We start from the raw sequence: 26,127 nt of genomic DNA, 5'->3' as shown, positions 1-26,127 counted from the left end.
GTCAGCCGTGCGATGCTGATACGGCCCGCTGTACGGGATGAGAGGGACGGGCGTGCACATTGTGATCATGGGGTGCGGACGGGTCGGTTCCGAACTCGCACAGGCTCTGGAGCAACAGGGCCACACCGTCGCGGTCGTGGACCGCGACCCGACCGCGTTCCGGCGCCTCGGCTCCGCGTTCGGCGGCCGGAGAGTGACCGGCATCGGATTCGACCAGGGGACGCTGCGCGAGGCGGGCATCGAGGAGGCCGGGGCGTTCGCGGCCGTCAGCAGCGGCGACAACTCGAACATCATCGCCGCCCGCGTCGCCCGCGAGACCTTCGGCGTCGACAACGTCGCCGCGCGCATCTACGACCCCCGCCGCGCCGAGGTGTACCAGCGGCTCGGCATCCCCACCGTCGCCACGGTGCGCTGGACGGCCGACCAGATGCTGCGCAGACTCCTCCCCGACGGCGCCGAGCCGCTGTGGCGGGACCCGAGCGGCGCCGTACAGCTGGCGGAGATCCACGCGTCGGCCGCCTGGGTCGGCCACCGCGTCAGCAGGCTCCAGGAGGAGGCCGGAGTACGGGTGGCGTTCCTCACCCGGCTGGGCGAGGCGATGCTGCCGACGTCCCAGACCGTCCTCCAGGAGGGCGACCTGGTGCATGTGATGATGCGCTGCGACGAGGTCGCGGGCGTCGAGGCGGCGTTCGCGAAGGGACCCGAGGAGGCGCAGCAGCGATGAGGGTGGCTATTGCGGGTGCCGGCGCGGTGGGCCGCTCGATCGCGGGCGAGCTGCTGGAGAACGGGCACGAGGTGCTGCTGCTCGACAAGGAGCCGACAGCGATCTCCGTGGAGCGCGTCCCCCAGGCCGAGTGGCTGCTGGCGGACGCCTGCGAGATCACGGCGCTGGACGAGGCCGCGCTGGAGCGCTGCCACGTGGTGATCGCGGCGACCGGCGACGACAAGGTCAACCTGGTGGTGTCGCTGCTGGCGAAGACCGAGTACGGCGTGCCGCGCGTCGTCGCGCGGGTCAACCACCCCAACAACGAGTGGCTGTTCAACGAGTCGTGGGGCGTCGACGTCGCCGTGTCCACGCCGCGTCTGATGTCGGCGCTGGTCGAGGAGGCGGTGAGCGTCGGCGACCTCGTACGGCTGCTGCGCTTCTCGCAGGGTGACGCCAACCTCGTCGAGTTGACGCTGCCGCCGGAGGCCGCCCTCGCGGGCACCCGCGTCGGGGACGTCACCTGGCCCCAGGACACGGCACTGGTGACGATCATCCGCGGCAACCGCGTACTGACGCCCGACCCGGACGACGCGCTGGAGGCGGGCGACGAGCTGCTGTTCGTGGCGGCGCCCGCGCGCGAGGAGCAGTTGGAGGACCTGCTGTCGGTCCGCGGCTGAGACTCGGACCGACAGCAGGGCACGACGAAGGGGCCGGGGTGAACTCCCCGGCCCCTTCGGCACGTTCGGCTCCGCTACGTACGGCCCGTACGGGACGGCCGCCGTCCGGAACGGGCTACCTCCGCCGGTGGCGCGCGCCACCCTCGCCGCGGGTCGGCTCCGGTTCCCCGGCCGCGACCCGCGCCGCGGCGGCGGCCTCCTTCTCGGCCTTCTCCGCCTTCTCCGCCTGTTCGGCGGCCTCCTCCTCGGCCTCCATCTCCGCGATCACGTCGATGGGCGGCGGCGCCTTCGCGAGGAAGATCCACGTCAGGTAGACCGCGAGCAGCAGCGGCGGGATCTTCAGCGCCACGGTCACCCAGCCGAACCGGGTCGGGTCCGACCACCAGTAGAGCGGGAAGAGGATCGCGGACTTGCCGAGGAAGATGAAGCCCCAGGCGTAACTCGCCTTCACGTACGCCTTCTTGCGGCCCGGGTTCCGGGTGCGCCAGGAGAGGTTCTCCCGGAAGACCGGCCCGAGGAGCAGGCCCAGCAGCGGGAACCCGACGGCGGCGCTGATGAGGTACGCGAACGCCAGGCCGAGCCCGTAGAGCATGCCCGGCAGGTAGAAGTCCTTGGCGTTGCCCGTCATCATCGCGAACGCGACGCCGACGACGACGCCGAAGACGCCGCTGAAGGCGTGCTTCAGGGTGTCGCGGCGGGCGAGCCGGGCCAGGCCCAGCACGCCGGAGAGCGCCAGGGCGGCGATCGCGGCGACGTGCAGGTCCTTGGTGACGGTGAAGAGGAGGATGAAGACGAGGCCGGGCACCGTCGTCTCCACCAGGCCGCGGACACCGCCGAACGCCTCGAAGAGGGCCGCCTCGGTGAGGCTCTGCGAGCCGTCCGGCCCGTCCTGGGCGTCCGGGCCGCCCTGCCCGTCCCGCTGGGCGTCGGCGCCGGTCGTCGGCTTGTCGAGGGAGGTCACCCGCTACTCCTGTCCGAGGGGTCGCAGCTCGTACTTCGGGTTGAACATCACGGGGCGGCCTCGGCTCGTCGAGACGCGTCCCCAGGCGATCAGCTTCCTGCCCGGTTCTATGCCCGCGATGGCCCGGCGGCCGAGCCAGACGACGTCCAGCGCCGCAGATCCGTCGAACAACTCCGCCTCCAACGTGGGCACTCCGGCGCGTGGCCGGAGAGTGACCGTGCGGAGTGTACCGGTGACGCGCACGACCTGGCGGTCGTCGCAGTCGCTGATCCGCGTGCAGTTGTTGACGACGGCGTCCTCGCGCAGCTCCGCGGAGCGCAGGTCCTCCTCGGAGGACGACAGCTTGTCCAGGAAGCGCCGGAACCGCCCGGTCGGCTTCGCGTCTCGGATCGCACCCGTCATGCCGCCAGCGTACCGGTGCCCCCGCGGCCCCCGACCCGCCTCGTCGGGCCGCTTCACGCCTCGAACCGGTATCCCATGCCGGGCTCCGTCACGAAGTGCCGCGGCCGGGACGGGTCCGCCTCGAGCTTGCGCCGCAGCTGCGCCATGTAGACCCGCAGGTAGTTGCTCTCCGTGCCGTACGACGGCCCCCAGACCTCCTGGAGCAGCTGTCGCTGGCTGACCAGCCGCCCGGCGTTCCGTACGAGCACCTCCAGCAGGTGCCACTCGGTCGGGGTGAGCCGTACGTCGCCGCCGTCGCGGTGGACCTTCTTCGCGGCCAGGTCGACGGTGAACGTGCCGGTCTCCACGACGACCGCGCCGCCGCCCGCCGGGTTCGCGGGCTCGGCCCGGCGCACGGCCGCGCGCAGCCGGGCCAGCAGTTCGTCCATGCCGAACGGCTTGGTGACGTAGTCGTCGGCGCCCGCGTCCAGCGCCTCCACCTTCTCGTCGGAGGTCTGGCGGGCGGAGAGCACCAGGACGGGGACACGGGTCCAGCCGCGGATGCCGCGGATGACGTCGACGCCGTCCATGTCGGGCAGCCCGAGGTCGAGGATGACGACGTCGGGGCGGCGCTCGGCGGCGAGGCGCAGCGCGGTGGCGCCGTCGGGGGCGGAGTCCACGACGTACTTCCGCGCCCGGAGGTTGATCACGAGGGCGCGGACGATCTGCGGTTCGTCGTCGACCACGAGCACCCGGTGCATGCGGGCGGGTCCTTCCTGTCTCGACCGGCTGGCTGTCACTGCGGATCTGCCACTGGGTATCCACGGGTACGGGCCCGCCGTCACGGCCCCCGCGCCACCTCCGTCGCGCGCAGGGTCAGCACCATCGTCATGCCGCCGCCCGGGGTGTCCTCGGCCTCCAGCGTGCCGCCCATGGCCTCGGCGAAGCCGCGCGCGACGGCCAGCCCGAGGCCGACGCCGGTGCCGCGCGGGGCGTCGCCGTGGCGCTGGAACGGAGCGAAGATGCGGCCCTTCTCCGCGTCCGGCACGCCCGGGCCGCGGTCCACGACCCGTACCTCGACACGTTCGCCCAGCGCGCTGGCGCGGACCACGACGGGGCTCCCGGCGGGGCTGTACTTGACGGCGTTCTCCACGACGTTGGCGACGGCGCGTTCCAGCAGCCCGGGGTCGACGGCGACCAGCGGCAGGGACTGCGCGACGTCCAGCACGGCGCTGTCCGGGGGCACGCCCGCGAGCGCCTTCGGGACCACCTCGTCCAGGCTGGTACGGCGGATCAGCGGCGTGACGGTGCCGGTCTGGAGCCGAGACATGTCGAGGAGGTTGCCGACGAGCTGGTCGAGCCGGTCGGCGCCGTCCTCGACGGCCTCCAGCAGGTCGGCCTCGTCCTCCGCGGACCACTCGACGTCGTCCGAACGGAGCGACGAGACGGCGGCCTTGATGGCGGCGAGCGGGGTCCGCAGGTCGTGCGAGACGGCGGCGAGCAGCGCGGTGCGGATACGGTTCCCCTCCGCCAGCTCCCGGGCCCGTTCCGCCTCGTCGAGCAGCCGCTGCCGGTCCAGTACGCGCGCGGCCTGCGCGGCGAACGCGGCCAGCACCCGGCGGTCCTCGGCGGGTAGCACCCGCCCGCTCAGCACGAGCGTCATGCGGTCGCCGACGGGCATGTCCACCTCGCCGTCCTCGGGCCGCGCGGGCGGCGTACCGGGCCCGGCCGGACCGGCGCCGCCGACGCGGCTCCAGCCCGCGCGCCCGTCCTCCCGTTCCAGCAGGGCGACGGAGTCCATCGCGAAGGTCTCCCGTACGCGCTCCAGCAGGGCGTCGAGGGAGTCGTCGCCGCGCAGGACGCTGCCCGCGAGGACGGACAGGATCTCCGACTCGGCGCGCAGCCGGGCGGCCTGGTGCGTACGGCGTGCCGCCAGGTCGACGACGGAGGCGACGGCGACCGCGATGGCCACGAAGACGACGATCGCGACCAGGTTGCGGGCACTGGAGACCGTCCAGTCGTGGACGGGCGGCGTGAAGTAGTAGTTGAGCAGCAGCGAGGCGGTGAGGGCGGAGGCGAGGGCGGGCAGCAGCCCGCCGATCAGCGCGGAGACGACCGTGACCAGCAGGAACAGCAGCACGTCGTTGGCGAGCCCGAGGTCCGTGTCGAGGTGCGCGAGGACCAGCGCCAGCAGGCAGGGGCCGAGCAGCCCGGTCGCCCACCCGGCGGCGATCCGGGCGCGGCCGAGCCGCGCGCCGCGCGCGACGGGCAGCCCGCGGCCCTGCGCGGCGTGCTCGTGGGTGACGATGTGCGCGTCCAGGTCGGGGCCGGAGCCACGGGCGACCCCGGCGCCGACGCCCGGCCCGAGCACGTACTGCCAGGACCTGCGGCGGCTGGAACCGAGCACGATCTGCGTGGCGTCGACCCCGTGCGCGAACTCCAGCAGCGCCTGCGGCACGTCGTCGCCCAGCACGTGGTGGTACGTGCCGCCGAGGTCCTCGACGAGGGTGCGCTGCGCGGCCAGTTCCTTGGGCGAGGCGCCGGTGAGGCCGTCGGCGCGGGACACGTGCACGGCGAGGATCTCGCCGCCGGAGCCCTTCGCCGCCATGCGGGCGGCGCGGCGGATCAGGGTGTGGCCCTCGGGTCCGCCGGTGAGGCCGACGACGATGCGCTCGCGGGCCCGCCAGGGGGAGCTGATGCGGTGCTCCTCGCGGTACTGCTGGAGGTACTCGTCGGCGCGGTCGGCGGTCCACAGCAGGGCGAGTTCGCGGAGGGCGGTGAGGTTGCCGGGGCGGAAGTAGTGGGAGAGGGCCGCGTCGATCCGGTCGGGCGGGTAGATGTTGCCGTGCGCCATCCGGCGGCGCAGCGCCTGTGGCGACATGTCGACCAGCTCGACCTGGTCGGCGCGGCGTACGACCGCGTCGGGGACGGTCTCCCGCTGCCGTACGCCGGTGATGGACTCGACGACGTCGCCGAGCGACTCCAGGTGCTGGATGTTGACGGTGGAGATCACGTCGATGCCCGCGACCAGCAGCTCCTCCACGTCCTGCCAGCGCTTGCCGTGCGGGCTGCCGGGCGCGTTGGTGTGGGCCAGTTCGTCGACGACGGCGACGGCGGGGCGGCGGGCGAGCACGGCCGCGGTGTCCATCTCGTCGAGGACGGTGCCACGGTGCGTGTACCGGCGGTACGGGATCTCCTCCAGCCCCTCGCACAGGCTTTCCGTACGCGGTCTGCCGTGCCGCTGGAGGTAGCCGACCACCACGTCCGTACCCCGCTCCGACCTGCGGCGGGCCTCGCCGAGCATCGCGTACGTCTTGCCGACGCCGGGGGCGGCCCCGAGGTAGATCCGCAGCGTGCCGCGCCGGGCGGCGGGCCGCGGGTGAGGTGGCTCCGACATGCGCCCATTGTCGCCGCCGGGCGGGCCGGGCAGGGGTGTGCGGGGGCCGTACGGGCGTCAGGGTTCCGTATGGATGCGCTCCGCGCCGTCGTCCGTACCGTCGCGCGCCGGGCCGGTACGCGGCGCGGCGGCACGCAGCGCGGCGACGGCCGCCGCGGCGTCCTCGGCGTGGAAGCGGAACGCGCGCGCCTCGGCGGCCCGGCCCAGCGGCCGCGCGTACGGCAGCGGGCCGGTCAGCTCCACCCGCACCGTGGTCGTACCGCCCACCGCCAGGTCGGCGGTGCCGTCGGCGGCGGGCACGGCGAGGCCGCCGTCGGGGTACCGGCGGTCGGCGCGTACGGCGGCGACGGCGGCGGCCGAGAGGCGGACGTCCAGCAGCGCGCCGTGGCGCAGCCGCAGCGAGCCGTCGGCGCCGACCACGTGCGGCCGCACCACGCAGGATGCGTGCAGGGCCAGCACGAGGAAGCAGCCCCAGAGGTCGACGGCGAGGGTCAGGGCGTGCGCGAGCGGCCAGGGGATCAGCAGCGCGAGGGCGGTGGTCTCGACGACGGCGGCACCGAACAGGCCGTACATCGTGGCGCTCTGCGCCGGGGCGTACGCGACGGGCACGTCGCCGTCGCCCACCCCGTGCGGCCCGCGGCGCAGCACCCAGCGCAGGAGGTCGGCGGCGAGGGCGGAGTGGGTGGCGAGCAGGGCGTACGGGAGGCGCCGGGGTGCGGGGCGGGCGGTCACGCGGCGCCCTCCGTGAGCAGCGCGATCGCACGGCGTACGGCGGCGGCCTGGGCGGGGGCCAACTCCGCGAGGACGACGTCCAGGAAGGTCTCCTCGACGCTCGCGGCCCCCTCGGCGCGCGGGCCGCCGGACCGCGCCGCCGCCTCCCGCGCCGCCTTCCGGTCGGCGTCCCGCGCCGCCTCCCGCGCCAACTCCCGGGCGGCGTCCGGCGGGACGCAGGCCACGACGGCGCGCGCGACCTCCTCCACCCGCGGGTCGTCCGGGTCGGCCCCGGCCAGCGCGTCGAGCCGGGCGTACACGTCGTACGTACGTCGCACGGCCGCCGGGTCCCCGCCGAGGCGGCGCCCCATCGCGTACAGCCAGCCGCGGTCGCCGTCGGGTGAGCCTGTCTCCAGCAGGGCCAGCAACTCCCGTTCCCGCGCGGCCAGTTCCGGTTCGGGGCCGGGCAGGTGCGCCGAGGCGCGCGCCATGTCGTCGAAGAGGGCGGCGAGTTCGGCGGAGACGGGCGCCTCGGCGGGCGATCCCCCGCCCTTCCCGTCCTGTTCGAGGAGGACCCGCAGCCGGGCGCGGCGCCGCCGTACGGCCTCCTCCTGGCGTGCCAGGTCCGCGTCCAGCTCCGCGAGGATCTCGGCGAGGTCCCGGCCCGCGTCGTCCGCGAGGACGTCCCGTACCTCGTCGAGGCTCAGCCCCAGCTCGGTGAGGCGGCGGACCCGGGCCAGCTCGACGGCGTCGCGGAGGGCGTACTCGCGGTAGCCGTTGGACTGCCGGGCGGGCTCGGGCAGCAGCCCGATGCGGTGGTAGTGCCGCACGGTGCGGGTGGTGACGCCGACGACGGCGGCGAGCTGTCCGATGCGCATGGCACCAGTAGAGACGTTGTCGCCGCGACAAGGTCAAGCCACGCCCGGGGACGCCGTACGGCCGCCCCTCGCGTACGCCGCGAGCCCCGCACCCCGGCGGGGGTACGGGGCTCGGGGCCCTGGCGTCGTACGGGTCTCAGCGGACCTCGGTGACCTCCGGGCCGCGCTGGAGCTTGTCGATGCCGCCCGCGAACCGGGAGCCCTCCTCGACGGTCTCCTGCTGGACGCCGTCCGGCACCATCTGCGCGTCGTCGGGAAGCTTCAGCGTGATCGGGTCGCGGGGGGCCATCGGCCCGTCGCCGCGCACGATCACCGTGTCCCGGAAGATCTGCTCCAGCAGCCCGGCCGCCTCCGGCTGCACCGCGCCCTGGCCGGAGATCACGCCGCGCAGGAACCAGCGCGGCCCGTCGACGCCCACGAAGCGGACGACCTGCACGCCGTGCTTGCCGTCCGGCAGCTGCACGGGGACCTGCGCGCGCAGCTCCCAGCCGAGCGGGCCCTCGACCTCGTCGATCATGCCGCCCTGCTTGGTGATCCCGGCCGCGACCTCCGCGCGCACCTCCTCCCAGATGCCCTCGCGGCGGGGCGCCGCGAACGCCTGGAGCTGGACGGCGCTGTCCCGGAGCACGATGGTGGCGGCGACGATCGCGTCACCCGCGACCTCGACCCGCAGCTCCATGCCCTCGACACCCGGCACGTACAGTCCGCCGAGGTCGACACGGCCCGTGCTCGGGTCACCGACCTCGCTGACGTCCCAGGGGCCGTCGGGGCGCGGCGCGGGCGGCAGCTTGACGCGGCTCACCTCGGCGTCGCCGACCTCCGGTCCCCCGTCCTCGGACCCGTCCGTCCCGAACTCGTCCGAGGCGCCCTCAGGCTCTTCGCTCTTCTTACGACGACGTCCGAACACGTCACTGTCCTCTCAGATCGGAGTCCTGGTCAGAACCGACCGCTACGAAACCATTCTGCCGTCCCGAGGACCGGCCCGCGTGGCCCCCGGTCGAACCGAAGCCCCCCGCGGCCCGTGCCGAGCCGGGCAGCTCCGCCACCTCGTGGAAGCGCACCTTCTCGACCTGCTGGACGACGAGTTGGGCGACCCGGTCGAAACGCTCGAACCGCACGGACTCGCGCGGGTCGAGGTTGACCACGATCACCTTGATCTCCCCACGGTACCCGGCGTCCACCGTTCCGGGCGCATTCACCATGGACACTCCACAACGGGCGGCCAGCCCGGAACGGGGGTGCACGAACGCCGCGTACCCGTCGGGCAGCGCGATCGCCAGTCCCGTCGGAAGCACCGCCCGTTCGCCGGGCGCCAGTTCGGCGGCCTCGGTCGTCACCAGGTCGCACCCGGCGTCACCTGGGTGCGCGTACGCGGGGACCGGCACCTCCGGGTCGAGGCGCCGCAGGAGTACGTCGACGGGGGCGCGTACGGGGCCGCTCACGGGTTCACCTCGAACGCGCGCGCCCGCCGGGTCTGATCCGGGTCCGCCATCGCCGCCCTGATCTCCTCTTCCCGGCCGTTCTCGATGAAGTGGTCGACCTTCACCTCGATGAACAGGGCGTCGGCGCGGACCGCGACCGGGCCGTCCGGGCCGCCGATGCGCCCGGTGCCGGTGCAGTACACCTTGCGTCCGACGCGTGCCGTGGCACGGGCGTCCAGGTGGAGGGTGGTGCCGACGGGTACGGGTCGTACGAAGTCCGTCTCCAGGCGGCCCGTCACGGTGATCACGTGCATCAGCCAGTTGAGCGAGCCGAGCGTCTCGTCCAGCGCGGTCGCCAGCACCCCGCCGTGCGCCAGCCCCGGGGCGCCCTGGTGCGCGGGCTTCACGGTGAACTCCGCGGTGACCGCGACCCCTTCACCGGCGCGCGCCTCCAACTGGAGCCCGTGGGGCTGCCCCGCGCCGCAGCCGAAGCACTCGTCGTAGTGGGCGCCCAGACTCACGCCGGGGGCGGGGGCGTCGGGATGGCGGACCGGGACCTCCGCGCCGGGCGGCGGCGTCGTGGCGGGTCTGGGACGTTCTACAGCACTCACGTGTGCAGACCTTACCGCCGAGTCGGGCGGTGGGACGCGGCCGTGCCAAGCTTGGCGCATGCAGCCCTACGACGAACGCCTCACGGCACCCCGTTCCTGGTGGCTGGTGGCCGCCCTGACCGGGGTCGCGCTCGCGCTGATCGTGCTGCCGCTGGGCACCCTGCCGATGTTCGGCGGACTGGTGACCGGGGCGGCGCTGGCGTCCGCCGCCGTGAGCGTCTACGGCTCGGTGCGGGTCCGCGTCGTCGCGGGGTCGCTGGTCGCGGGCGACGCCCGCATCCCGCTGTCCGCGCTCGGCGAGGCCGACGTGCTGGACGCGGAGGAGGCGCGCGCCTGGCGCACGTACAAGGCGGACCCCCGCGCGCACATGGTGCTGCGCGGCTACGTGCCGACTGCCGTACGGGTCCGGGTCACCGACCCGGAGGACCCGACTCCCTACGTGTACGTGTCGACGCGCGAGCCGGAGCGGCTGGTGGCGGCGCTGGCCGCGGAGCGGGCGGCCGGGGCGCGGAACGCGGGCCGCGACGGCACCAGTGCCGGTGCCGGGAAGGACGACGCGGCGCCGGCGGGCTGAGGGCACGCCGTACGGGGCGGGGTGCGGAGCGGTCGGGTCAGGAGGAGCGGCCGGGCGGCAGCGTCCTGCCGTCGCCGGACGGACCGGGGCCCTCCGTGCCGGAGCCGAGGCCGGGCACGGTGCCCGGCGCCGGGGGCAGCGCGTCCCAGGGGACCTGCGTCCGGCGGAGGTCCGCGCGGACGCTGCGGGCGAGCCGGGCGGTGTCGTGGCTGTTCATCACCGCGCCCACCGCGGCGCCGACCATGAACGGCGCGAGGTTCGGCAGGTTCCGCACGCTGCGCTTCATGATCTCCTGCCGCAGTCGGCGCTTGAGCTGGCCGCCGAGCGCGGCGTTGAGCGTGGTGGGCTTCGTGAGGTTGATCCCCCGCTGCGTGGTCCAGGAGGCCAGGTACGCCGCCGAGCGCTCGGACGCCGAGCCCGGTGCCCGGCAGCCGTACACCTCGTGCAGCTCCGCGATGAGCTTCAGCTCCACCGTGGCGACCCCGACCAGCTCGGCCGCCAGCTCGGCGGGCATCGCCGGGGGCACGGGCATCATCGCCGCCGCGCCCACCCCGGCCCCCACCGTCGCGGACCCCTTGGTGGCCGTGGAGACGAGCCGGTCGGCGATCTCTTCGGGACCCAGTCCCGGGAACTGCCGACGCAGCGTCTCCAACTCGCGTACGGGAATGCGGGGCGCGGTGTCGACGACACGGTCCGCGACGACGCCGAGGAACGCGCGGACCCTCCCGCGCCGTTCGCCCTCGCGCCGCTCGTCCCCGTCCGTGTCCTCGACGGCCACCGCGTCGTCGCGGCGCCGCCGCAGCCGCAGCGGGCCGCGACCGGACAGGGGGACGGGTGCGAGCGAGGCTCCCTCGGGATGTCCTCGCTCGGCATCGCGTGCGTCGTCCGCCGCCAAGATCCGGCGTCCGGTCAGGCCGCGCAGTCGCGGCAGATCGGGTGGCCGTTCTTCTCCGCGGCGAGCTGGGACCGGTGGTGCACCAGGAAGCAGCTCATGCACGTGAACTCGTCCGCCTGGCGCGGGAGCACCCGCACGGACAGCTCCTCGTTGGAGAGGTCGGCGCCGGGCAGTTCGAGGCCCTCGGCCTGCTCGAACTCGTCGACGTCGACGTTGGACGCCGACTTGTCGTTCCGGCGCGCCTTCAGCTCCTCGATGCTGTCCTCGTTGACATCATCATCGGTCTTGCGTGGGGTGTCGTAGTCCGTTGCCATGTCTCTCTCCCCCTCTGGGTTTCTGTGGTGTCTCAGCGCTCGTAACGCGTGAGAGGCCGAGCTTGTGCCCGACCTGAGGCGGAGATTTTGCCTCACATCAAGGTCTGTTACTCAATCGACACCCAACCGCACCCCTGAAGAGGTGAGGCCACGGTGTCGAACTCGATCGTGAACGGTCCGAATGTCGCACTTTGCGCACGCCACTCCGTGGTGTGCCCACGATCACCAGCTGCGGAAACCTGGACTTTCCCGGATTTCTTCCCGATCCGTCCTCACGGATGGTGGATGTCCGGAAAACCACGTGTGTGATCGATCACAACGGGGCTCCAGGGCCGGTCGCCGCGGGATGTCCGTACTACGACCCCCCTCGGCCCGCAACCAGCAGAGATGATCTCAGACGGGCAGAACGACTCGCACCACGAGGCCACCGTCCTCCCGCGGCTCCGCGTGGACCGTGCCCCCGTGTGCCCGCGCCACGGAACGCACGATCGAGAGCCCCAGCCCGACGCCCTTGTCGCTGCCGGTGCGCTCCATGCGTAGACGCCGGAAGGGCTCGAAGAGGTTGTCCACCTCGTACGCCGGTACCGCCGGGCCCGTGTTCTCCACCACGAGCACCGCGCGACCCGGCTGCGGCTCCGTGCCGACCTCGACCCATCCGCCCTCCCGGAGGTTGTAACGCGTGGCGTTCTGCACGAGGTTGAGCGCGACGCGCTCCAGCAGCACACCGTTGCCCTGGACGTACGCGGCGTGGCGCACGCCCCGCAGCTCGACGCCCTTCGTCCCGGCCTCGGCCCGGGTCTGCTCGACGGCCTGCGCGGCCACCTCCGCGAGGTCCACGGGCTTGCGGTCCACGATCTCGTTCTCGCTGCGGGCCAGCAGCAGCAGGCCCTCCACGAGCTGCTCGCTGCGCTCGTTCGTGGCCAGCAGCGTCTTGCCCAGGTGCTGCACCTCGGGGGCCGCGTCGGGGTCCGCGAGCTGGACCTCCAGCAGGGTGCGGTTGATCGCCAGCGGGGTGCGCAGCTCGTGCGAGGCGTTGGCGACGAAGCGCTGCTGGGCGGTGAACGCGCGGTCCAGCCGGTCGAGCATCTCGTCGAAGGTGTCCGACAGCTCCTTCAGCTCGTCGTCCGGGCCCTCCAGCTCGATCCGCTTGTGCAGGTCCGACCCGGCGACCTGGCGGGCCGTACGCGTGATGCGGCCCAGCGGCGACAGCACCCGCCCGGCCATCACGTAGCCGAACGCGAAGGCCGCCACGGCCAGCCCCAGCAGCGCCAGCAGGGAGCTGCGCAGCAGCCGGTCGAGGGCGACGGCGCGCTGCGCGTCCGTGCAGTCGCCGAGGCGCTCCATGAAGACGGCGCTCGGCATCTGCCCGGTCAGGCCGGGACACGAGTCGGAGGTCAGCTCGGCGTTGGCGTTCAGCACGCGGAACGGCAGCGAGCTGCCCTCGTGCAGGGCCTGCGCGGCGAGCAGGTAGATGATCGTGAGCAGCACCATGCCCGCGATGAGGAACATGCCGCCGTAGAGCAGCGTCAGGCGTATCCGGATGGTCGGGCGCAGCCACGGGTACGGGCGGACCGGTTCGCGCGGGTCCCAGGTCGGCTTCGGCGGCGTCCCGGACGGCTGGGCGTGGGACGGCGGCGGGGGCTGGGCGGGGGCGGCCACGGGCTCAGATCCGGTAGCCGGCGCCGGGCACGGTCACGATGACGGGCGGCTCGCCCAGCTTCCGGCGGAGCGTCATCACGGTGACCCGTACGACGTTGGTGAACGGGTCGGTGTTCTCGTCCCACGCCTTCTCCAGCAGCTGCTCGGCGGAGACGACCGTCCCGTCGTTCCGCAGCAGCACCTCCAGCACCGCGAACTCCTTGGGCGCGAGCTGGATCTGGCGGCCGTCCCGGAACACCTCGCGGCGGTTCGGGTCGAGCTTGATCCCGGCGCGCTCCAGCACGGGCGGCAGGGCGGTGGTCGTACGGCGGCCCAGGGCGCGTACGCGCGCGGTCAGCTCGCTGAACGCGAAGGGCTTGGGCAGGTAGTCGTCCGCGCCGATCTCCAGGCCCGCCACGCGGTCGCTGACGTCGCCGGAGGCGGTGAGCATCAGCACCCGTGTGGGCAGGCCGAGTTCGACGATCTTGCGGCACACGTCGTCACCGTGCACGAGCGGAAGGTCACGGTCGAGGACGACGACGTCGTAGTCGTTGACGTCTATGCGCTCCAGCGCCGCGGCTCCGTCGTAGACGACATCGACCGCCATGGCCTCGCGGCGGAGGCCGGTCGCCACGGCATCGGCGAGCAACTGCTCGTCCTCGACGACGAGTACGCGCACGGCGTCTGTCCTTCCTTCGGTGGGGGGAGGCGGGGAGTCCGCCCCCATCCTGCCCGCAACACGCGTAAACCGGCTGTAAGAGGGCCTGTTCACGGGCTCCGCGCGGCCACTCCGGGCCCCGCGCGGAGACCCGTACGCGATCCGTACGGGACCCGTACGGACAGCTGTACCGGGGACTCACGGATTTTTCAGGAGTGTTGAGGTTTCTCTGAGGTTTCCGGTGGGGAGGACGGTTTCACACCCCGGATCACGCCCTGCCCGGCGGCAAGCCGATCGGCTGCCGACCTGCTCGGGAACCACGCACGTGATCACCTTTCGTACCCTCGGCACACCCCCGTGCCACCGACACATGACGAGGGGGCGCACCCATGGACGCGTTCACCGCAGGCATCCTGCACCGTATAGAGACCACCGAGTCCGACCTGATCCAGGCCCGCCGGTCGGGCGACGACTTCCTCGTGGACGTCGAGCAGGCCGAGCTGGAGGACCTGCTCCGGCTGGCGGCGGAGCACGGCGTCGACGTAGGGCCCGCGAAGTCGCCCTGCTGACCGCCCGCACGGCGGGCGCGGGCCCCGGCCCGGACCCGCCCGGCGGACCGCACACGGCCCCGGCGCACCTGGTGCGCCGGGGCCGAGGCGTGTCCGGGGGCGGTGTACGCCTGCCCGTGCCCGGCGGTTCAGTCGTGCCAGGCGCCGAGTTCGTCGAGCAGCGGCTGGAGCGCGGTGAAGACGCCGGGCGACGCGACCACCGTCAGGTCGCCGTCCGGCGGCCCGCCGGGGCGGCCGCCGGAGAGGGCGCCCGCCTCGCGCGCGACGAGTTCGCCCGCGGCGTAGTCCCACGGGTTCAGGCCGCGCTCGTAGAAGCCGTCCAGCCGCCCGGCGGCGACGTCGCACAGGTCGAGCGCCGCGGAGCCGGAGCGGCGGATGTCGCGCAGCCGCGGGACGAGCTGCCGGGCGACCTCCGCCTGGGCCGTACGGCGGCTCCGCACGTAGTTGAAGCCGGTGCCGACGAGCGCCTCGTCCAGCGGCGGCGACGGGCGGCAGCTGATCGGCTTGGCGTTGAGGAACGCGCCGTGGCCGAGCACCGCGCGGAACGTCTCGCCCCGGCTCGGCACCTCGACGACGCCGACGACCGTCTCGCCCCCGTACTCGGCGGCGATGGACACGCCCCAGCTGGGCAGCCCGTAGAGGTAGTTGACGGTGCCGTCGAGCGGGTCGATGACCCAGCGCACGCCGCTGCCCCCGGCCGCGTCCGGGTCGGTGCCGTCGCCGGTCGCGCCGGAGAGGCCGCTCTCCTCCGCGAGGAAGGTGTCGTCGGGGCGGTGCTCCGCGAGGAAGCCGGTGATCAGCCGGTCGGCCGCGACGTCCATCTCCGTGACGACGTCGACGGGGCTGGACTTGGTCGCGGCGACCCCCAGGTCGTCGGGGCGGCCCTCGTGCAGCAGGGCCCCGGCGCGGTGGGCGGCGGCGAGGGCGAGTTCGAGCAGGTCGGCCTTGAGCTGGTCGAGCCGGTCGGCGGGGCCGGGCGGCGGGGCTTGCGCTTCGTTCACGGTGCTCCTCGGTGGTGCGGGCGTACGGAGGGTCACGGGCGGGCGGGTGCCGACGGGCGTACGGGCCCGGCGGTGGCGCTCAGGGGTACGGGCTGTCCGCGCCCGCCGCCGCGGGCCGCTCGACGCGGGCCGGGCAGCAGCCCTTCGGGCACACGTCGTGGCTCGGCCCGAGCGCGCCGCGCGCGCGGCGCTCCGGGCACCCGCCGCGTTCGGTGGCGGCGCGCTCCAGGGTCAGCTCCCGTACGGCGGCGGCGAACCGCGGGTCGGCGCCGACGGTGGCGGACCGTACGACGGGCAGGCCCAGCTCCTCGGCCTTCGCCAGCGCCTCGGTGTCGAGGTCGTACAGGACCTCCATGTGGTCCGACACGAAGCCGATCGGCACCATGACGGCGGCCGGGGCGTCGGCCGCGCGCAGCTCCGCCAGGTGGTCGCAGACGTCGGGCTCCAGCCACGGTATGTGCGGGGGGCCGCTGCGGGACTGGTAGACGAGCTGCCAGGGGTGGTCGACGCCGGTGGCGTCCCGTACGGCGGCGGCGACCAGCCGGGCCGCGTCCAGGTGCTGCGCGACGTACGCGCCGCCCTCGGGGCCCGCGGAGTCGGCGGCCGCGTCGGGGATGGAGTGGGTGGTGAAGACGAGGTGCGCGCCGTCCCGTACGGCGGCGGGCAGTTCACCGAGGGAGGCGACGACGCCGTCGGCGACGGGGTCGAGGAAGCCGGGGTGGTTGAAGTAGTGCCGGAGCTTGTCGACGCGGGGCGGCTCCAGGCCCTCGGCGGTGAGCGCGGCGAGGGATTCCGCGAGGTTCTCGCGGTACTGGCGGCAGCCGGAGTACGAGGCGTACGCGCTGGTGGCGAGCGTCAGGACGCGGCGGTGCCCGGCGCGCGTGATCTCGCGGAGGGTGTCGGTGAGGTACGGGGCCCAGTTCCGGTTCCCCCAGTACACGGGGAGGTCCAGGCCGTGGGCGGCGAAGTCGCGGCGCAGCGCGTCGAGCAGGACGCGGTTCTGGGCGTTGATGGGGCTGACGCCGCCGAAGAGGAAGTAGTGCTGCCCGACCTCCTCCAGCCGTTCGCGGGGGATGCCCCGGCCGCGCGTGACGTTCTCCAGGAAGGGGACGACGTCGTCGGGTCCCTCCGGGCCGCCGAAGGAGAGCAGCAGCAGGGCGTCGTACGGGCTTGCGTCTGGCACGTCGGGCATGGGTCCGATCCTGCCATCCGGAACGGGGAGGCGCGGGGGCGGCTCCCGCCCGTAGGCTGTCCGGCCGCGTCAGGTGCCCCGCCCGCCGGTCCTACGGGACCGGCGGCGGGCGACGAGTCGACGGAGGCCCACGAGCACAGCCATGCCCAGTCCCTGCCGGTTGCCCGGCCCCTACCGCGCGATCTTCGCCGTCCCCGGCAGCCGGTCGTTCTCCGCCGCCGGGTTCGTCGGGCGGCTCTCCCTGTCGATGCTGGCCATCGGTGTCGTGACGATGGTGTCGCAGCGCACCGGCCGGTACGGGCTGGCGGGCGCGCTGACGGCGACGCTGGCCCTGTCGGTGGCCGTGTTCAGCCCGCAGATCTCCCGGCTCGTCGACCGGTACGGGCAGCGGCGCGTGCTGCGGCCGGTGGTGCTGGTGTCCGTGCTGTCGGTGGCGGGGCTGGTGCTGTGCGTGCGGGCGGACGCGCCGGAGTGGGCGCTGTTCGCGTGCGCGGCGGCGTCGGGCTGCACGCCGAGCGTCGGCTCGATGGTCCGTACGCGGTGGGCGGCGGTCTGCCCGGACCGGCGGCTGCTGCACTCGGCGCTCGCGTTCGAGTCGGTGGTGGACGAGTCGTGCTTCGTGGTCGGCCCGCTGCTGTCGATCGGCCTGTGCACGGGCTGGTTCCCGGAGGCGGGGCCGCTGCTGGCGGCGGCGTGCCTGGCGGTGGGCGTGCTGTGGCTGTGCGCGCAGCGGGACACCGAGCCGGAGCCGCACGGCCGTACGCGGCGGGAGGCGGCCTCCGCGCTGCGGACGCCGGGGCTGCCGGTGCTGGTGGCGGCGTTCGTGTTCACGGGGGCGATCTTCGGCTCGGTGGACGTGGTGACCGTGGCGTTCGCCGAGGACCACGGGCGCAAGGCGCTGGCGAGCGTGCTGCTGGCGGGGTACGCGCTGGGGTCCGTCGTCGCGGGCACGGTGTACGGGCTGCTGCACTTCGCGTCGCCCGCGCCCCGGCGCTGGCTGCTGGGCGTGGCCGCGATGGCCGTGAGTATGATCCCCCTCCAACTGGTAGGGGACCTGCGGTCGCTGGCGGTGGCGCTGTTCGTCGCGGGCCTCACGATCGCCCCGACGATGGTGACCACCGTGGGCCTGGTCGAGCAGCTGGTGCCGCGGGCCGGGTTGACCGAGGGCATGACGTGGATCAGCACGGGGCTGGCCGTCGGGGTGGCGTTCGGCTCGTCGGCGGCGGGCCGCGCGGTCGACGCGTACGGGGCGGAGGACGCGTACGGGGTCCCCGCGGCGGCCGGGGCGCTCGCCGCGGTGGTGGCGTTGCTCGGCCACCGGCGGCTGCGGCCGCGGGCCGGGCGGACCCTGGGAGGGGTGGTCGTACATGAACGGGCCGACGGCAAGGACGGCGCGGACGGCACGGAACGGTCCGACGTGGCGTAACTGGGCGGGCAACGTCGGCACCCGGCCGCTGCGTACCGTCGCGCCGTCGTCGACGGCCGCGCTGGCGGAGGCCGTACGCCGGGCCGCCGAGGACGGGTTGACGGTGAAGGCGGTCGGCTCGGGGCACTCGTTCACGTCCGTGGCGGCCACCACCGGGGTGCTGCTGCGGCCCGAACGGCTCAGCGGCGTACGGGAGATCGACCGCGAGCGCGGCACGGTGACGGTCGCGGCGGGCACCCCGTTGCGGCAGCTCAACGAGGTGCTCGCGGGCGAGGGCCTGTCCCTCACGAACATGGGCGACATCATGGAGCAGACGGTGTCCGGCGCCGTCAGCACCGGCACGCACGGCACCGGGCGCGAGTCGGCGTCGATCGCGGCGCAGATCCGCGGGCTCGAACTGGTCCTCGCCGACGGCTCGGTGCTGCGCTGCTCGGCGAGCGAGCACGGGGACGTCTTCGCGGGGGCCCGGATCGGCCTCGGGGCGCTCGGCGTGATCAGCGAGATCACGTTCGCCGTCGAACCGGTCTTCCTGCTCACCGCGCGGGAGGAGCCGATGGGCTTCGACCGGGTGACCGCGGAGTTCGACCGGCTGGCCACCGAGAACGAGCACTTCGAGTTCTACTGGTTCCCGCACACCGACGGCTGCAACACCAAGCGGAACAACCGCAGCCCCGGCCCCGCCCGGCCGCTGCCGCGCGTACGCGGCTGGGTGGACGACGAACTGCTGTCCAACGGCGTGTTCCAGGCGGCCTGCGCGCTGGGCAAGGCCGTACCGGGCGCCGTGCCGGGCATCGCGCGGCTGTCCAGCCGGGCGCTGTCGGCCCGTACGTACACCGACGTCCCGTACCGCGTGTTCACCAGCCCGCGGCGGGTGCGCTTCGTGGAGATGGAGTACGCGGTGCCGCGCGAGGCGGCGGTGGCGGCGCTGCGCGAGCTGAAGGCGATGGTGGAACGGTCCCCGCACCGCGTCAGCTTCCCCGTCGAGGTGCGGGTCGCCCCGGCCGACGACATCCCGCTGTCCACGGCGGGCGGGCGGGAGACGGCGTACATCGCGGTGCACACGTACCGGGGGACGCCGCACGAGGCGTACTTCACGGCGGCGGAACGGATCATGACGGCGCACGGCGGGCGCCCGCACTGGGGCAAGCTGCACTCGCGGGACGCGGCGTACCTGGCGGGCGTCTACCCGCGGTTCGCGGAGTTCACGGCGCTGCGCGACCGGCTGGACCCGGGGCGGGTGTTCGGCAACGACTACCTGCGGCGGGTGTTGGGCGACTGAGCGGAACCGGCGGCCGGGCGGCGGATGCCCGTACGGGCGCGGGGCGGGCCGGAACGGCACGCGAACGGGCGGGCCCGACGCGGTGGTTGACACGGGTCACCCGCCCGTGGCGATCCCGTCGCGGCCGCCGGGTCCCGGTCGGCGCGGGCCCGCCGCACACGGCATGTTTACGGCGATCCGCCCATCTTCGCCGCCACTCCGGGAAGCCCGGTTCGTCCCGTCTCGCCCCTCTCGGGCGGCTGCCGCGCGTTTCCCCCGACATGCCGCGATACGAGAGGCTTGCCCCGGAGGGAAAGTTCCGTTTGTAGGGCTTCCCCGGGACAACGCGCGCCCGGACGGCGGGCGTTGGTCCGACGGGAGGCCCAACGGGCGGGCGCGCGCGCAAGTTCGGTGGCGCGTCGATCCACCCCCGATGGCACGAATGGAGTAGTGTGACGAGCCCTGGCCTCGACTCCAACCCGACAGCACAGCTCAGGGTGACCGCCGTCACCGTGAGTGGTGGCAGGTGACCGTGTCAGCACGGCGGATCAGGGCCCGGAATTGACGCGCCGGGCATGTCGGCAAAGTTGTAGCAGGGCTGCCCCCGGGCAGGCCACACTCGTCTAGCGGGAGCAGCGACGCACGTGACGTCGGCAGGCACCACCCGGGAGGTTCCCATGCCCGAACTGCGTGTCGTGGCCGTCAGCAACGACGGCACACGGCTGGTGCTCAAGGCTGCCGACAGCACGGAATACACCCTTCCGATCGATGAGCGCCTGCGCGCCGCCGTACGGAACGACCGTGCCCGGCTCGGCCAGATCGAGATCGAGGTGGAGAGCCACCTCCGCCCCCGCGACATCCAGGCCCGTATCCGGGCGGGCGCGTCGGCCGAGGAGGTCGCGCAGCTCGCGGGCATCCCCGTGGAGCGGGTGCGCCGTTTCGAGGGACCGGTCCTGGCGGAACGGGCGTTCATGGCCGAGCGGGCCCGCAAGACGCCCGTACGCCGCCCCGGCGAGAACACCGGCCCGCAGCTGGGCGAGGCCGTCTCCGAACGGCTGCTGCTGCGCGGGGCCGACAAGGACACCGCGCAGTGGGACTCGTGGCGCCGTGACGACGGCACCTGGGAGGTCCTGCTCACCTACTCGCTGGCGGGCGAGCCGCGCACCGCGACCTGGACGTACGACCCGCCGCGCCGCCTCGTGCAGGCGGTCGGCGACGAGGCGCGCGGCCTCATCGGGGAGACCGACGACACCCCGGAGCCGAGCTTCCCATTCGTGCCCCGCATCGCCCGGCTCCCCCGGGACCGCGGCGAGCGGCACGAGCGCGAGCGGGCGGAGCGGGCCGAACGCACCGAGCGGACCGCCGAGTTCGACCCGGCGCCCGCCGCGGACGCGGGCGACGGCGAGGCCGTCGGCGGGTCCGACTCGCTCACCAGCCTGCTGGAGGCGGTGCCCAGCTTCCGCGGCGACATGGTCGTACCGGAGGCACCCGCGCCGCCCGCGCTGCCGCCTCCCCCGGAGGCCCCGGCCGCCGAGCAGCCGCCGGTGGAGGACGCCGAGGAGGACGAGGCGGTGGAGCCCCCGGCTCCGGCGGCCAGCGCCGGGTCGGCGTACGCGGACGTGCTGATGCCCCGTTCGGTCGGCGCGCACCGCGACCGGCTGACGGGCAACACCGACCGGCAGGCGGAGGCGGACGGCGTGCGTCCGGGCCGCCGTGCGGCGGTGCCGAGTTGGGACGAGATCGTCTTCGGCACGCGCCGGAAGAAGGACTGATCCGCGGCGGCGGGGCGGGGCGCACAGCTCCACCCCGCCGCGGGACCACGCCGTACGGGCCCCGCCGCCCGACCCGTGCCGTACGGGTCGTACGGGCCTCGCCGCGTCGTGCCGTACGGGCCGCGCGCGGCGGGCGGGGGGCCGGGGCGTCAGCCGGGCAGCGGGCCCGTGGCGACCTCGCGGTCGGGATCGGCCGCCCACTCGCTCCAGGAGCCGACGTACAGCGCCGCCTCGACACCGGCCAGCTCCAGGGCGAGCACCTGGTGCGCGGCGGACACCCCGGAACCGCAGTAGACGCCGACCGCCGTGCCGTCGGTGGCACCCAACTCGCGGAAGCGCGCGGTCAGTTCGGACGCGGGCAGATAGGTCCCGTCCGGGCCGGTGTTCTCGGTCGTCGGGGCGCTGACCGCGCCGGGGACGTGTCCGGCGACGGGGTCGACGGGCTCGGTCTCCCCCCGGTAGCGCTCGGCGGCGCGCGCGTCGAGGAGCAGGCCGTCGCGCGCGAGGGCGGCGGCCCCGTCGGCGGAGAGCACGCCGCTCGTGACCGGACGCGGGACGAAGTCGCCCTCGGCCGGGACGGGCACCTCGGTGGTCAACGGGCCGTCCCAGGCGGCGAGTCCGCCGTCCAGCACGCGGACCGAGGGGTGGCCGGTGCGGCGCAGCAGCCACCAGGCGCGGGCGGCCGCCCAGCCCTGCCCGCCGTCGTAGACCACCACGTCGCGGCCGGTCGAGACACCGGCGCGGCGCATCGCCGTACCGAAGACGTCGAGCGCGGGCAGCGGGTGGCGTCCGGTCCCGGGGCCGACCGGTCCGGCCAGTTCCGTCTCCAGGTCGACGTGGACGGCGCCGGGCAGATGGCCCGCCGCGTACTCCTCGCGTCCGGGCGGCCCGCCGAGCCGCCACCGGGCGTCGAGAAGGACGGGCGGCACCGGGCCCGCCAGGTCGCTCGCGAGTCGCGCTGCGCTGATGATGGCTGTCATGCCCCCATCCTGGCGCAACGGCCCCCGGCCGTGTGGGCCGGAGCGGCGGAACGGCGACGCCTCGGCGGGTGTTTCGACGGCACGGCGACGGGCACGTCGGCGGGTGCTTCGGCGGCGGACACGCGACGGTACGCGACGGCGGGTACACGTACGGGCGCCGGGGATGCGAGCATCTGCCCGACACCGGTCTCCGGTCACCGGTCGCGGGACACCGGCCACCGGACGTCCGGCACCGGGCGGCGGGTACGGCGTACCGCTGCCCGGTCCACGCAGCACGACCGCATCGATGATGGTCCTGAGGAGAGAAGCAGATGACCGAGGCAGCGATCCGGCACCGGCACACCACGGGCACGCCCTGCTGGGCGAGTCTGATGGTGCACGGTCTGCCGGCGAGCCGTGAGTTCTACACCGGGCTGTTCGGCTGGGAGTACCGCCCGGGGCCGCGCCGACTGGAGCCGTACGTGCTCGCCGTCGTCGGCGGCCGCGACGTCGCCGGGATGGGCGAGGTGACGACGGCGCGCGCGCAGCCGCACAGCGCGTGGCTGCCGTATCTGGCGACGGCGGACGCCGACCTGACCGCCGCGCTCGTCCGCGAGTGCGGCGGCACCGTCGCCGTCGGGCCGCTGGACGTGGAGGACGCCGGGCGGCTGGCGATCGCGTCGGACCCGGCGGGCGGGGTGTTCGGGCTGTGGCAGCCCGGCACCCACCTCGGGCTGGGCACGGCGGAGGCGGGCGCGCCCGGCACCCCGGTCTGGTCCGAGCTGGTCACGCGGGAGACGGCGGCGGTCGGGCACTTCTACCAGCGGGTGTTCGGCTACGAGGCGAAGTCCCACGACGCCCCCGGCTTCGACTACCTGACGCTGCACCTCGACGGCACCCCCGTCGCCGGGGTGCACGGCGCGGGCGACGACCTGCCGCGCGAGCGGGGGCCGCACTGGGAGACGTACTTCGCCGTGGCGGACGTGGACGCGGCGGCCCGGCGGGTGACGGAGCTGGGCGGCCGGGTCGTACGGGAGCCGCGCGACTCGCCGTACGGCAGGCTCGCGACGGTGGCCGACCCGGAGGGCGCGCGGTTCAGCGTGATCCGGGCGGCCGGGGACGGCGGCACGGGAAACGGCGGTAGCGGTACGGGGAACGGCGGCACGGGAAACGGCGGCTGAGCGGGCCGCCCCGCGCGGGCGGGCTCCGTCCCGGCGGCGGAGGGGTGGACGGGGCGGTGACCGGCGACCCGGCCGGCACCGCCCCGCCGTACGCCCGGGGCCCCGTACCGAGCCGCGCTACGCCCGGGACCCGTCCGGCTGGGAGCCGATCGCCCGGCCGCCGCTCCCCCGCGCCCCGTTCTGCCGCGCCGTGCCGTGCTGCCGCGCGGGCGCGTCGACCGGCAGCACGTCCGGCGACAGGGTCGCCGCACCGGCCGACGCCGCCGTGAGCTGCCGCCGGTGGTGGCGGCGGCACAGCACCTCGTAGCCCACCTCGCCGGAGGACTCCGATCCGCTCATGTCACCGACGACGACCTGCTCGCCCTCGACGACCATCCGGCCGCCGACCGTACGGGCGTTGTGCGTGGCCCGCGCGCCGCACCAGCACAACGCCTCGACCTGGAGCGCCTGGAGCCGGTCGGCCTGCTCCATCAGCCGCTGCGAGCCGGGGAAGAGCTTGGTGCGGAAGTCGGTGGTGATGCCGAAGGCGAACACGTCGATGCCGAGGTCGTCGACGATCCGCGCCAACTGGTCGACCTGCTCGGGCGAGAGGAACTGCGCCTCGTCGGCGATGACGTAGTCCGTACGTCCGCCCGCCGTCAGGTGCCGCACCAGGTGCGCGTGGAAGTCGAAGCCCTCGCCCGCCTCGATCGCCTCGGTGACGAGGCCGAGCCGGGACGACAACCGCCCCTCCCCCGCCCGGTCGTTCCGCGTGAAGATCATGCCCTGGAGGCCGCGCGCCGACCGGTTGTGCTCGATCTGGAGGGCGAGCGTGGACTTGCCGCAGTCCATCGTGCCGCTGAAGAAAACCAGCTCTGGCATGGGGGGTCGGGCCTCTCCTGGTGAAGTACGGGCGCGGGGCGGCGCGTTCGGGCGGATCGTACGGGGTCCCGGGCGGGGTCGGGCGTGCCGGGGCGGCGGCCCGTGCGGGCGTTCCCCGGCGGGGAGTACGCGGGCGAGCGGCCCGCCCCGTGCCTCCCGTGCCCGCGCGCCTACGGGCGGGGGCGCGGTCTCCGGCTCATGTGCGGACCTCCAGCAGCGGCACCAGCTGCTCGGCGGCGGTCGCGGAGCCGTGCATGCCGATCAGCGCCGACTCGTTCGGCTCGGTACGGGTCGCCACGACCGCCGCGTCGCCGCTCATGGCCGCGACGACGTCACCGATCCGGTCCCGTACGCGCGGCTCGACGTGCGGCCCGAACCAGCCGAGGGCGACGGCCTCCTCGCGCGTCGCCACCCACGCGTCCCCGGCCAGCACCTCGCGCCAGACGGTGGCGACGTCCGCCGCCGCGCCCGGCACCGCGTACAGGTGGCGCATCCGGCCCTCGCCGCCGAGCTTGGCGACGCCCGCGCTCAGCTCCCAGTCCTCGTCGAAGTCGAAGCGGGCCCGTTCGGTGGACGGCACGTCGACCATGCCGTGGTCGGCGGTGACGTAGAGGGCGGCGCGGGGCGGCAGTTGCTCCGCGAGGCGCTGCGCGAGGCGGTCGACGTACTGGAGTTGGCCGCGCCAGGCGTCGGAGTCCATGCCGTAGCGGTGGCCGTTGCCGTCGAGTTCGGCGTAGTACGTGTAGACGAGCGTGCGGTCGGCCGCGCCGAGGCGTTCGGCCGCGAGGTCCATGCGCTCCTCGCCGGTGAGCCGCCCGTGGAAGGTGCCGCCCGACAGCGCGATCCGGGTGAGCGGCGTGTGCTCGAAGTGCGGTGCGGAGACCTGGCAGGTGGCGATGCCCGCGGTGGCGGCGCGCTGAAAGACCGTCGGGTACGGCTGCCAGGCGTACGGGTCGGTCCACGGCTGCCAGCGCAGCTGGTTCATCAGCTCGCCGGTCTCCGGGTTGCGCGCCGTGTAACCGGGGAGGCCGTGCACACCGGGCGGCAGGCCGGTGCCGACGGAGGCGAGGGACGTGGCCGTCGTCGAGGGGAAACCCGAAGTGAGGGGCGCGCCGCTGCCGTTCGACGACGACGCGAGGAGGGAGGTGAGGAAGGGAGCCTCGTCCGGGTGGGCCGCCAGCGCCTCCCAGCCCATGCCGTCGACGAGGAACACGCAGGCGCGGTCGGCCGGTTCGAGGGTGAACCCGGTGGCCAGGCCCGCCAGCTCCGGCACGCCCTGTCCCGACACGACCGCCGGGAGGAGGTCCGCGAGGGAGCCGTGGCCGTAGCGCGGTACGGGGGCGGTGCGCGGGTCGAGGGGCGGCTGCTCGTCCGGCGGGACGGCGGGGGCCGGTGCGCCGGTGCGGTGCGCGGCGGGGTCGGACGGGGTGGGGCCGGAGGAGGTCCGTGCGGTGTCGCCCGGTGTCACCGTGCGGGCCCCGGGGCCGCCACCGTCGCCTCGGAGAGCGCCTGCGCGAAGTCCAGCGCCTGGCGCACGGTCTCCGGCCCGTCGCCCGCCTCGCTGACGCGGAGCGACAGGTCGTCGGCGGTGGTGGAGCCGGTGTAGCCGTGGTCCGCCTCGCAGTTGGGGTCGCCGCACGCGGCGGGCTCCATGTCGATGCGGGAGACAGCGCCCCAGCCGATGGTGAGCACCACCTCGCGGGGCAGGGTGCCGGGCGTGTACGACTCGGGGTCCGCGACGACGCGGGAGAGCACGACCGAGGAGATGCGCTCCAGCTTCACCGATTCGGTGGACGTCGTGGCGTACGGCGCGGGCGACGTGCCGTCCGCGGCCTGCTCGTCGGTGTGGCTCACGATGAAGCGGGTGCCGGTGAGGACGAGGACGGTGACGTGGCGGCGCACCTCGTTGGAGTCGAAGGTGGTCTCCTGGTGCACCAGGTACGAGGCGACGGGCTCGCTGCCCACCGCCGCTTCGACGGCCTCGGCAACGAGTGCCGGGTAATAGCCACTGCGCTCGATCGCCGTGCGCAGCCCTTGCGTCGTCGTACTGGTCTTCGCCATGGGGCCATCCTACGGCGCTGCGGCG

27 protein-coding genes are annotated in these 26,127 nt (G+C 74.5%); 8 read left to right on the top strand and 19 right to left on the bottom strand.

Annotated elements, in window-relative coordinates; genetic code table 11:
* The first annotated feature begins 52 nt into the window (after positions 1-52).
* Both D7M15_RS23280 and D7M15_RS23275 read left to right on the top strand, forming a co-directional pair.
* Positions 53-724 (top strand): TrkA family potassium uptake protein, encoded by a 672-nt coding sequence (locus tag D7M15_RS23280; protein WP_121519283.1) that lies wholly within the window; start codon positions 53-55, stop codon positions 722-724.
* Positions 721-1,383 (top strand): TrkA family potassium uptake protein, encoded by a 663-nt coding sequence (locus tag D7M15_RS23275; RefSeq protein ID WP_121519282.1) that lies wholly within the window; start codon positions 721-723, stop codon positions 1,381-1,383. Before D7M15_RS23280 ends, D7M15_RS23275 begins: the two co-directional genes overlap by 4 nt.
* A 115-nt stretch (positions 1,384-1,498) precedes the next feature.
* On the opposite strand, the gene D7M15_RS23270 is transcribed toward D7M15_RS23275, so the two are convergent.
* From D7M15_RS23270 to D7M15_RS23230, 9 genes are all read right to left on the bottom strand, one after another.
* Positions 1,499-2,344 carry a DUF3159 domain-containing protein gene (locus tag D7M15_RS23270; RefSeq protein WP_121519281.1) on the bottom strand — a complete coding sequence of 282 codons (846 nt, stop codon included), beginning with the start codon at positions 2,342-2,344 and terminating at the stop codon, positions 1,499-1,501.
* Between the two features lie 3 nt (positions 2,345-2,347).
* Positions 2,348-2,746 (bottom strand): OB-fold nucleic acid binding domain-containing protein, encoded by a 399-nt coding sequence (locus D7M15_RS23265; RefSeq protein WP_121519280.1) that lies wholly within the window; start codon positions 2,744-2,746, stop codon positions 2,348-2,350.
* Positions 2,747-2,799: 53 nt separating this feature from the next.
* On the bottom strand, positions 2,800-3,486 hold the full coding sequence (locus D7M15_RS23260) for a response regulator (protein ID WP_121519279.1): 687 nt from the start codon (positions 3,484-3,486) through the stop codon (positions 2,800-2,802).
* Positions 3,487-3,566: 80 nt separating this feature from the next.
* Positions 3,567-6,122: an ATP-binding protein gene (locus D7M15_RS23255; protein WP_121519278.1), complete on the bottom strand. Its 2,556-nt coding sequence runs from the start codon at positions 6,120-6,122 to the stop codon at positions 3,567-3,569.
* Positions 6,123-6,179: 57 nt separating this feature from the next.
* On the bottom strand, positions 6,180-6,854 hold the full coding sequence (locus D7M15_RS23250) for a hypothetical protein (protein WP_240649436.1): 675 nt from the start codon (positions 6,852-6,854) through the stop codon (positions 6,180-6,182).
* Positions 6,851-7,711 carry a MerR family transcriptional regulator gene (locus D7M15_RS23245; RefSeq protein WP_121519277.1) on the bottom strand — a complete coding sequence of 287 codons (861 nt, stop codon included), beginning with the start codon at positions 7,709-7,711 and terminating at the stop codon, positions 6,851-6,853. Before D7M15_RS23245 ends, D7M15_RS23250 begins: the two co-directional genes overlap by 4 nt.
* A 136-nt stretch (positions 7,712-7,847) precedes the next feature.
* A complete protein-coding gene (locus D7M15_RS23240) occupies positions 7,848-8,618 on the bottom strand; it encodes a DUF3710 domain-containing protein (RefSeq protein WP_121519276.1) in 771 nt (256 codons plus the stop codon).
* 1 nt (position 8,619) lies between these two features.
* Complete coding sequence (gene dut, locus D7M15_RS23235; RefSeq protein ID WP_121519275.1) at positions 8,620-9,153, bottom strand: dUTP diphosphatase; 534 nt, start codon at positions 9,151-9,153, stop codon at positions 8,620-8,622.
* Positions 9,150-9,743, bottom strand: coding sequence for a PaaI family thioesterase (locus D7M15_RS23230; RefSeq protein ID WP_240649435.1), 594 nt, complete (start codon positions 9,741-9,743; stop codon positions 9,150-9,152). The genes dut and D7M15_RS23230 overlap by 4 nt, the downstream gene beginning before the upstream one ends.
* 58 nt (positions 9,744-9,801) lie before the next feature.
* Between D7M15_RS23230 and D7M15_RS23225 the strand changes: the two genes are divergently transcribed.
* A complete protein-coding gene (locus D7M15_RS23225; RefSeq protein ID WP_121519273.1) occupies positions 9,802-10,317 on the top strand; it encodes a DUF3093 domain-containing protein in 516 nt (171 codons plus the stop codon).
* A 37-nt stretch (positions 10,318-10,354) separates the two neighbouring features.
* Here the strand turns inward: D7M15_RS23225 and D7M15_RS23220 are convergent, their stop codons facing one another.
* The 4 genes from D7M15_RS23220 to D7M15_RS23205 form a co-directional block, all read right to left on the bottom strand.
* A complete protein-coding gene (locus D7M15_RS23220) occupies positions 10,355-11,095 on the bottom strand; it encodes a hypothetical protein (protein WP_240649718.1) in 741 nt (246 codons plus the stop codon).
* A gap of 131 nt (positions 11,096-11,226) precedes the next feature.
* Positions 11,227-11,526, bottom strand: coding sequence for a DUF4193 domain-containing protein (locus D7M15_RS23215; protein ID WP_023528427.1), 300 nt, complete (start codon positions 11,524-11,526; stop codon positions 11,227-11,229).
* A 393-nt stretch (positions 11,527-11,919) separates the two neighbouring features.
* Entirely contained in the window at positions 11,920-13,185 is a 1,266-nt protein-coding gene (locus tag D7M15_RS23210; RefSeq protein ID WP_121519272.1) for a HAMP domain-containing sensor histidine kinase, read from the bottom strand.
* A gap of 4 nt (positions 13,186-13,189) precedes the next feature.
* On the bottom strand, positions 13,190-13,843 hold the full coding sequence (locus tag D7M15_RS23205; RefSeq protein WP_121519271.1) for a response regulator transcription factor: 654 nt from the start codon (positions 13,841-13,843) through the stop codon (positions 13,190-13,192).
* A 368-nt stretch (positions 13,844-14,211) separates the two neighbouring features.
* On the opposite strand from D7M15_RS23205, the gene D7M15_RS23200 reads away from it, so the two are divergent.
* Complete coding sequence (locus D7M15_RS23200) at positions 14,212-14,391, top strand: hypothetical protein (RefSeq protein WP_121519270.1); 180 nt, start codon at positions 14,212-14,214, stop codon at positions 14,389-14,391.
* Positions 14,392-14,519: 128 nt separating this feature from the next.
* Here the strand turns inward: D7M15_RS23200 and D7M15_RS23195 are convergent, their stop codons facing one another.
* Both D7M15_RS23195 and D7M15_RS23190 read right to left on the bottom strand, forming a co-directional pair.
* Complete coding sequence (locus D7M15_RS23195) at positions 14,520-15,392, bottom strand: inositol monophosphatase family protein (protein WP_121519269.1); 873 nt, start codon at positions 15,390-15,392, stop codon at positions 14,520-14,522.
* A 79-nt stretch (positions 15,393-15,471) separates the two neighbouring features.
* The gene (locus tag D7M15_RS23190) at positions 15,472-16,584 is read right to left on the bottom strand and encodes a ferrochelatase (RefSeq protein WP_121519268.1); all 1,113 of its coding nucleotides are present in this window, start codon (positions 16,582-16,584) and stop codon (positions 15,472-15,474) included.
* Positions 16,585-16,744: 160 nt separating this feature from the next.
* On the opposite strand from D7M15_RS23190, the gene D7M15_RS23185 reads away from it, so the two are divergent.
* The 3 genes from D7M15_RS23185 (at position 16,745) to sepH (ending at position 21,040) form a co-directional block, all read left to right on the top strand.
* The gene (locus tag D7M15_RS23185; RefSeq protein ID WP_121519267.1) at positions 16,745-18,010 is read left to right on the top strand and encodes an MFS transporter; all 1,266 of its coding nucleotides are present in this window, start codon (positions 16,745-16,747) and stop codon (positions 18,008-18,010) included.
* Positions 17,952-19,289, top strand: coding sequence for a D-arabinono-1,4-lactone oxidase (locus tag D7M15_RS23180; RefSeq protein ID WP_121519266.1), 1,338 nt, complete (start codon positions 17,952-17,954; stop codon positions 19,287-19,289). The genes D7M15_RS23185 and D7M15_RS23180 overlap by 59 nt, the downstream gene beginning before the upstream one ends.
* A 656-nt stretch (positions 19,290-19,945) precedes the next feature.
* Positions 19,946-21,040, top strand: coding sequence for a septation protein SepH (gene sepH / locus D7M15_RS23175; protein WP_121519265.1), 1,095 nt, complete (start codon positions 19,946-19,948; stop codon positions 21,038-21,040).
* A 149-nt stretch (positions 21,041-21,189) separates the two neighbouring features.
* Here sepH and D7M15_RS23170 read toward each other — a convergent pair whose 3' ends face one another.
* Positions 21,190-22,020 (bottom strand): sulfurtransferase, encoded by an 831-nt coding sequence (locus tag D7M15_RS23170; protein ID WP_121519264.1) that lies wholly within the window; start codon positions 22,018-22,020, stop codon positions 21,190-21,192.
* Positions 22,021-22,331: 311 nt separating this feature from the next.
* On the opposite strand from D7M15_RS23170, the gene D7M15_RS23165 reads away from it, so the two are divergent.
* Positions 22,332-23,180 carry a VOC family protein gene (locus D7M15_RS23165; protein WP_121519263.1) on the top strand — a complete coding sequence of 283 codons (849 nt, stop codon included), beginning with the start codon at positions 22,332-22,334 and terminating at the stop codon, positions 23,178-23,180.
* A gap of 117 nt (positions 23,181-23,297) precedes the next feature.
* Here the strand turns inward: D7M15_RS23165 and D7M15_RS23160 are convergent, their stop codons facing one another.
* The 3 genes from D7M15_RS23160 to D7M15_RS23150 all read right to left on the bottom strand — a co-directional run bounded on the left by D7M15_RS23160 (position 23,298) and on the right by D7M15_RS23150 (position 26,102).
* The gene (locus D7M15_RS23160) at positions 23,298-24,041 is read right to left on the bottom strand and encodes a thymidine kinase (protein ID WP_121519262.1); all 744 of its coding nucleotides are present in this window, start codon (positions 24,039-24,041) and stop codon (positions 23,298-23,300) included.
* A gap of 196 nt (positions 24,042-24,237) precedes the next feature.
* The gene (locus tag D7M15_RS23155; RefSeq protein WP_121519261.1) at positions 24,238-25,509 is read right to left on the bottom strand and encodes an alkaline phosphatase family protein; all 1,272 of its coding nucleotides are present in this window, start codon (positions 25,507-25,509) and stop codon (positions 24,238-24,240) included.
* Positions 25,506-26,102, bottom strand: a complete 597-nt coding sequence (locus D7M15_RS23150; protein WP_121519260.1) for a DUF5998 family protein — start codon at positions 26,100-26,102, stop codon at positions 25,506-25,508. Before D7M15_RS23150 ends, D7M15_RS23155 begins: the two co-directional genes overlap by 4 nt.
* Positions 26,103-26,127: the final 25 nt, after the last annotated feature.

It is taken from the genome of Streptomyces sp. Z26 (genome assembly GCF_003665095.1).
Classification (GTDB): Bacteria; Actinomycetota; Actinomycetes; order Streptomycetales; family Streptomycetaceae; genus Streptomyces; species Streptomyces phytohabitans.
This window is presented reverse-complemented; position numbering and strand designations above follow the sequence as displayed.

Coding starts and splice junctions, on each gene's coding strand:
- D7M15_RS23275 (WP_121519282.1), top strand. CDS start 721: ATGAGGGTGGCTATTGCGGGTGCCGGCGCGGTGGGCCGCTCGATCGCG.
- D7M15_RS23265 (WP_121519280.1), bottom strand. CDS start 2,746: ATGACGGGTGCGATCCGAGACGCGAAGCCGACCGGGCGGTTCCGGCGC.
- D7M15_RS23260 (WP_121519279.1), bottom strand. CDS start 3,486: ATGCACCGGGTGCTCGTGGTCGACGACGAACCGCAGATCGTCCGCGCC.
- D7M15_RS23255 (WP_121519278.1), bottom strand. CDS start 6,122: ATGTCGGAGCCACCTCACCCGCGGCCCGCCGCCCGGCGCGGCACGCTG.
- D7M15_RS23245 (WP_121519277.1), bottom strand. CDS start 7,711: ATGCGCATCGGACAGCTCGCCGCCGTCGTCGGCGTCACCACCCGCACC.
- D7M15_RS23225 (WP_121519273.1), top strand. CDS start 9,802: ATGCAGCCCTACGACGAACGCCTCACGGCACCCCGTTCCTGGTGGCTG.
- D7M15_RS23215 (WP_023528427.1), bottom strand. CDS start 11,526: ATGGCAACGGACTACGACACCCCACGCAAGACCGATGATGATGTCAAC.
- D7M15_RS23200 (WP_121519270.1), top strand. CDS start 14,212: ATGGACGCGTTCACCGCAGGCATCCTGCACCGTATAGAGACCACCGAG.
- D7M15_RS23190 (WP_121519268.1), bottom strand. CDS start 16,584: ATGCCCGACGTGCCAGACGCAAGCCCGTACGACGCCCTGCTGCTGCTC.
- D7M15_RS23180 (WP_121519266.1), top strand. CDS start 17,952: ATGAACGGGCCGACGGCAAGGACGGCGCGGACGGCACGGAACGGTCCG.
- sepH (WP_121519265.1), top strand. CDS start 19,946: ATGCCCGAACTGCGTGTCGTGGCCGTCAGCAACGACGGCACACGGCTG.
- D7M15_RS23170 (WP_121519264.1), bottom strand. CDS start 22,020: ATGACAGCCATCATCAGCGCAGCGCGACTCGCGAGCGACCTGGCGGGC.
- D7M15_RS23165 (WP_121519263.1), top strand. CDS start 22,332: ATGACCGAGGCAGCGATCCGGCACCGGCACACCACGGGCACGCCCTGC.
- D7M15_RS23160 (WP_121519262.1), bottom strand. CDS start 24,041: ATGCCAGAGCTGGTTTTCTTCAGCGGCACGATGGACTGCGGCAAGTCC.
- D7M15_RS23150 (WP_121519260.1), bottom strand. CDS start 26,102: ATGGCGAAGACCAGTACGACGACGCAAGGGCTGCGCACGGCGATCGAG.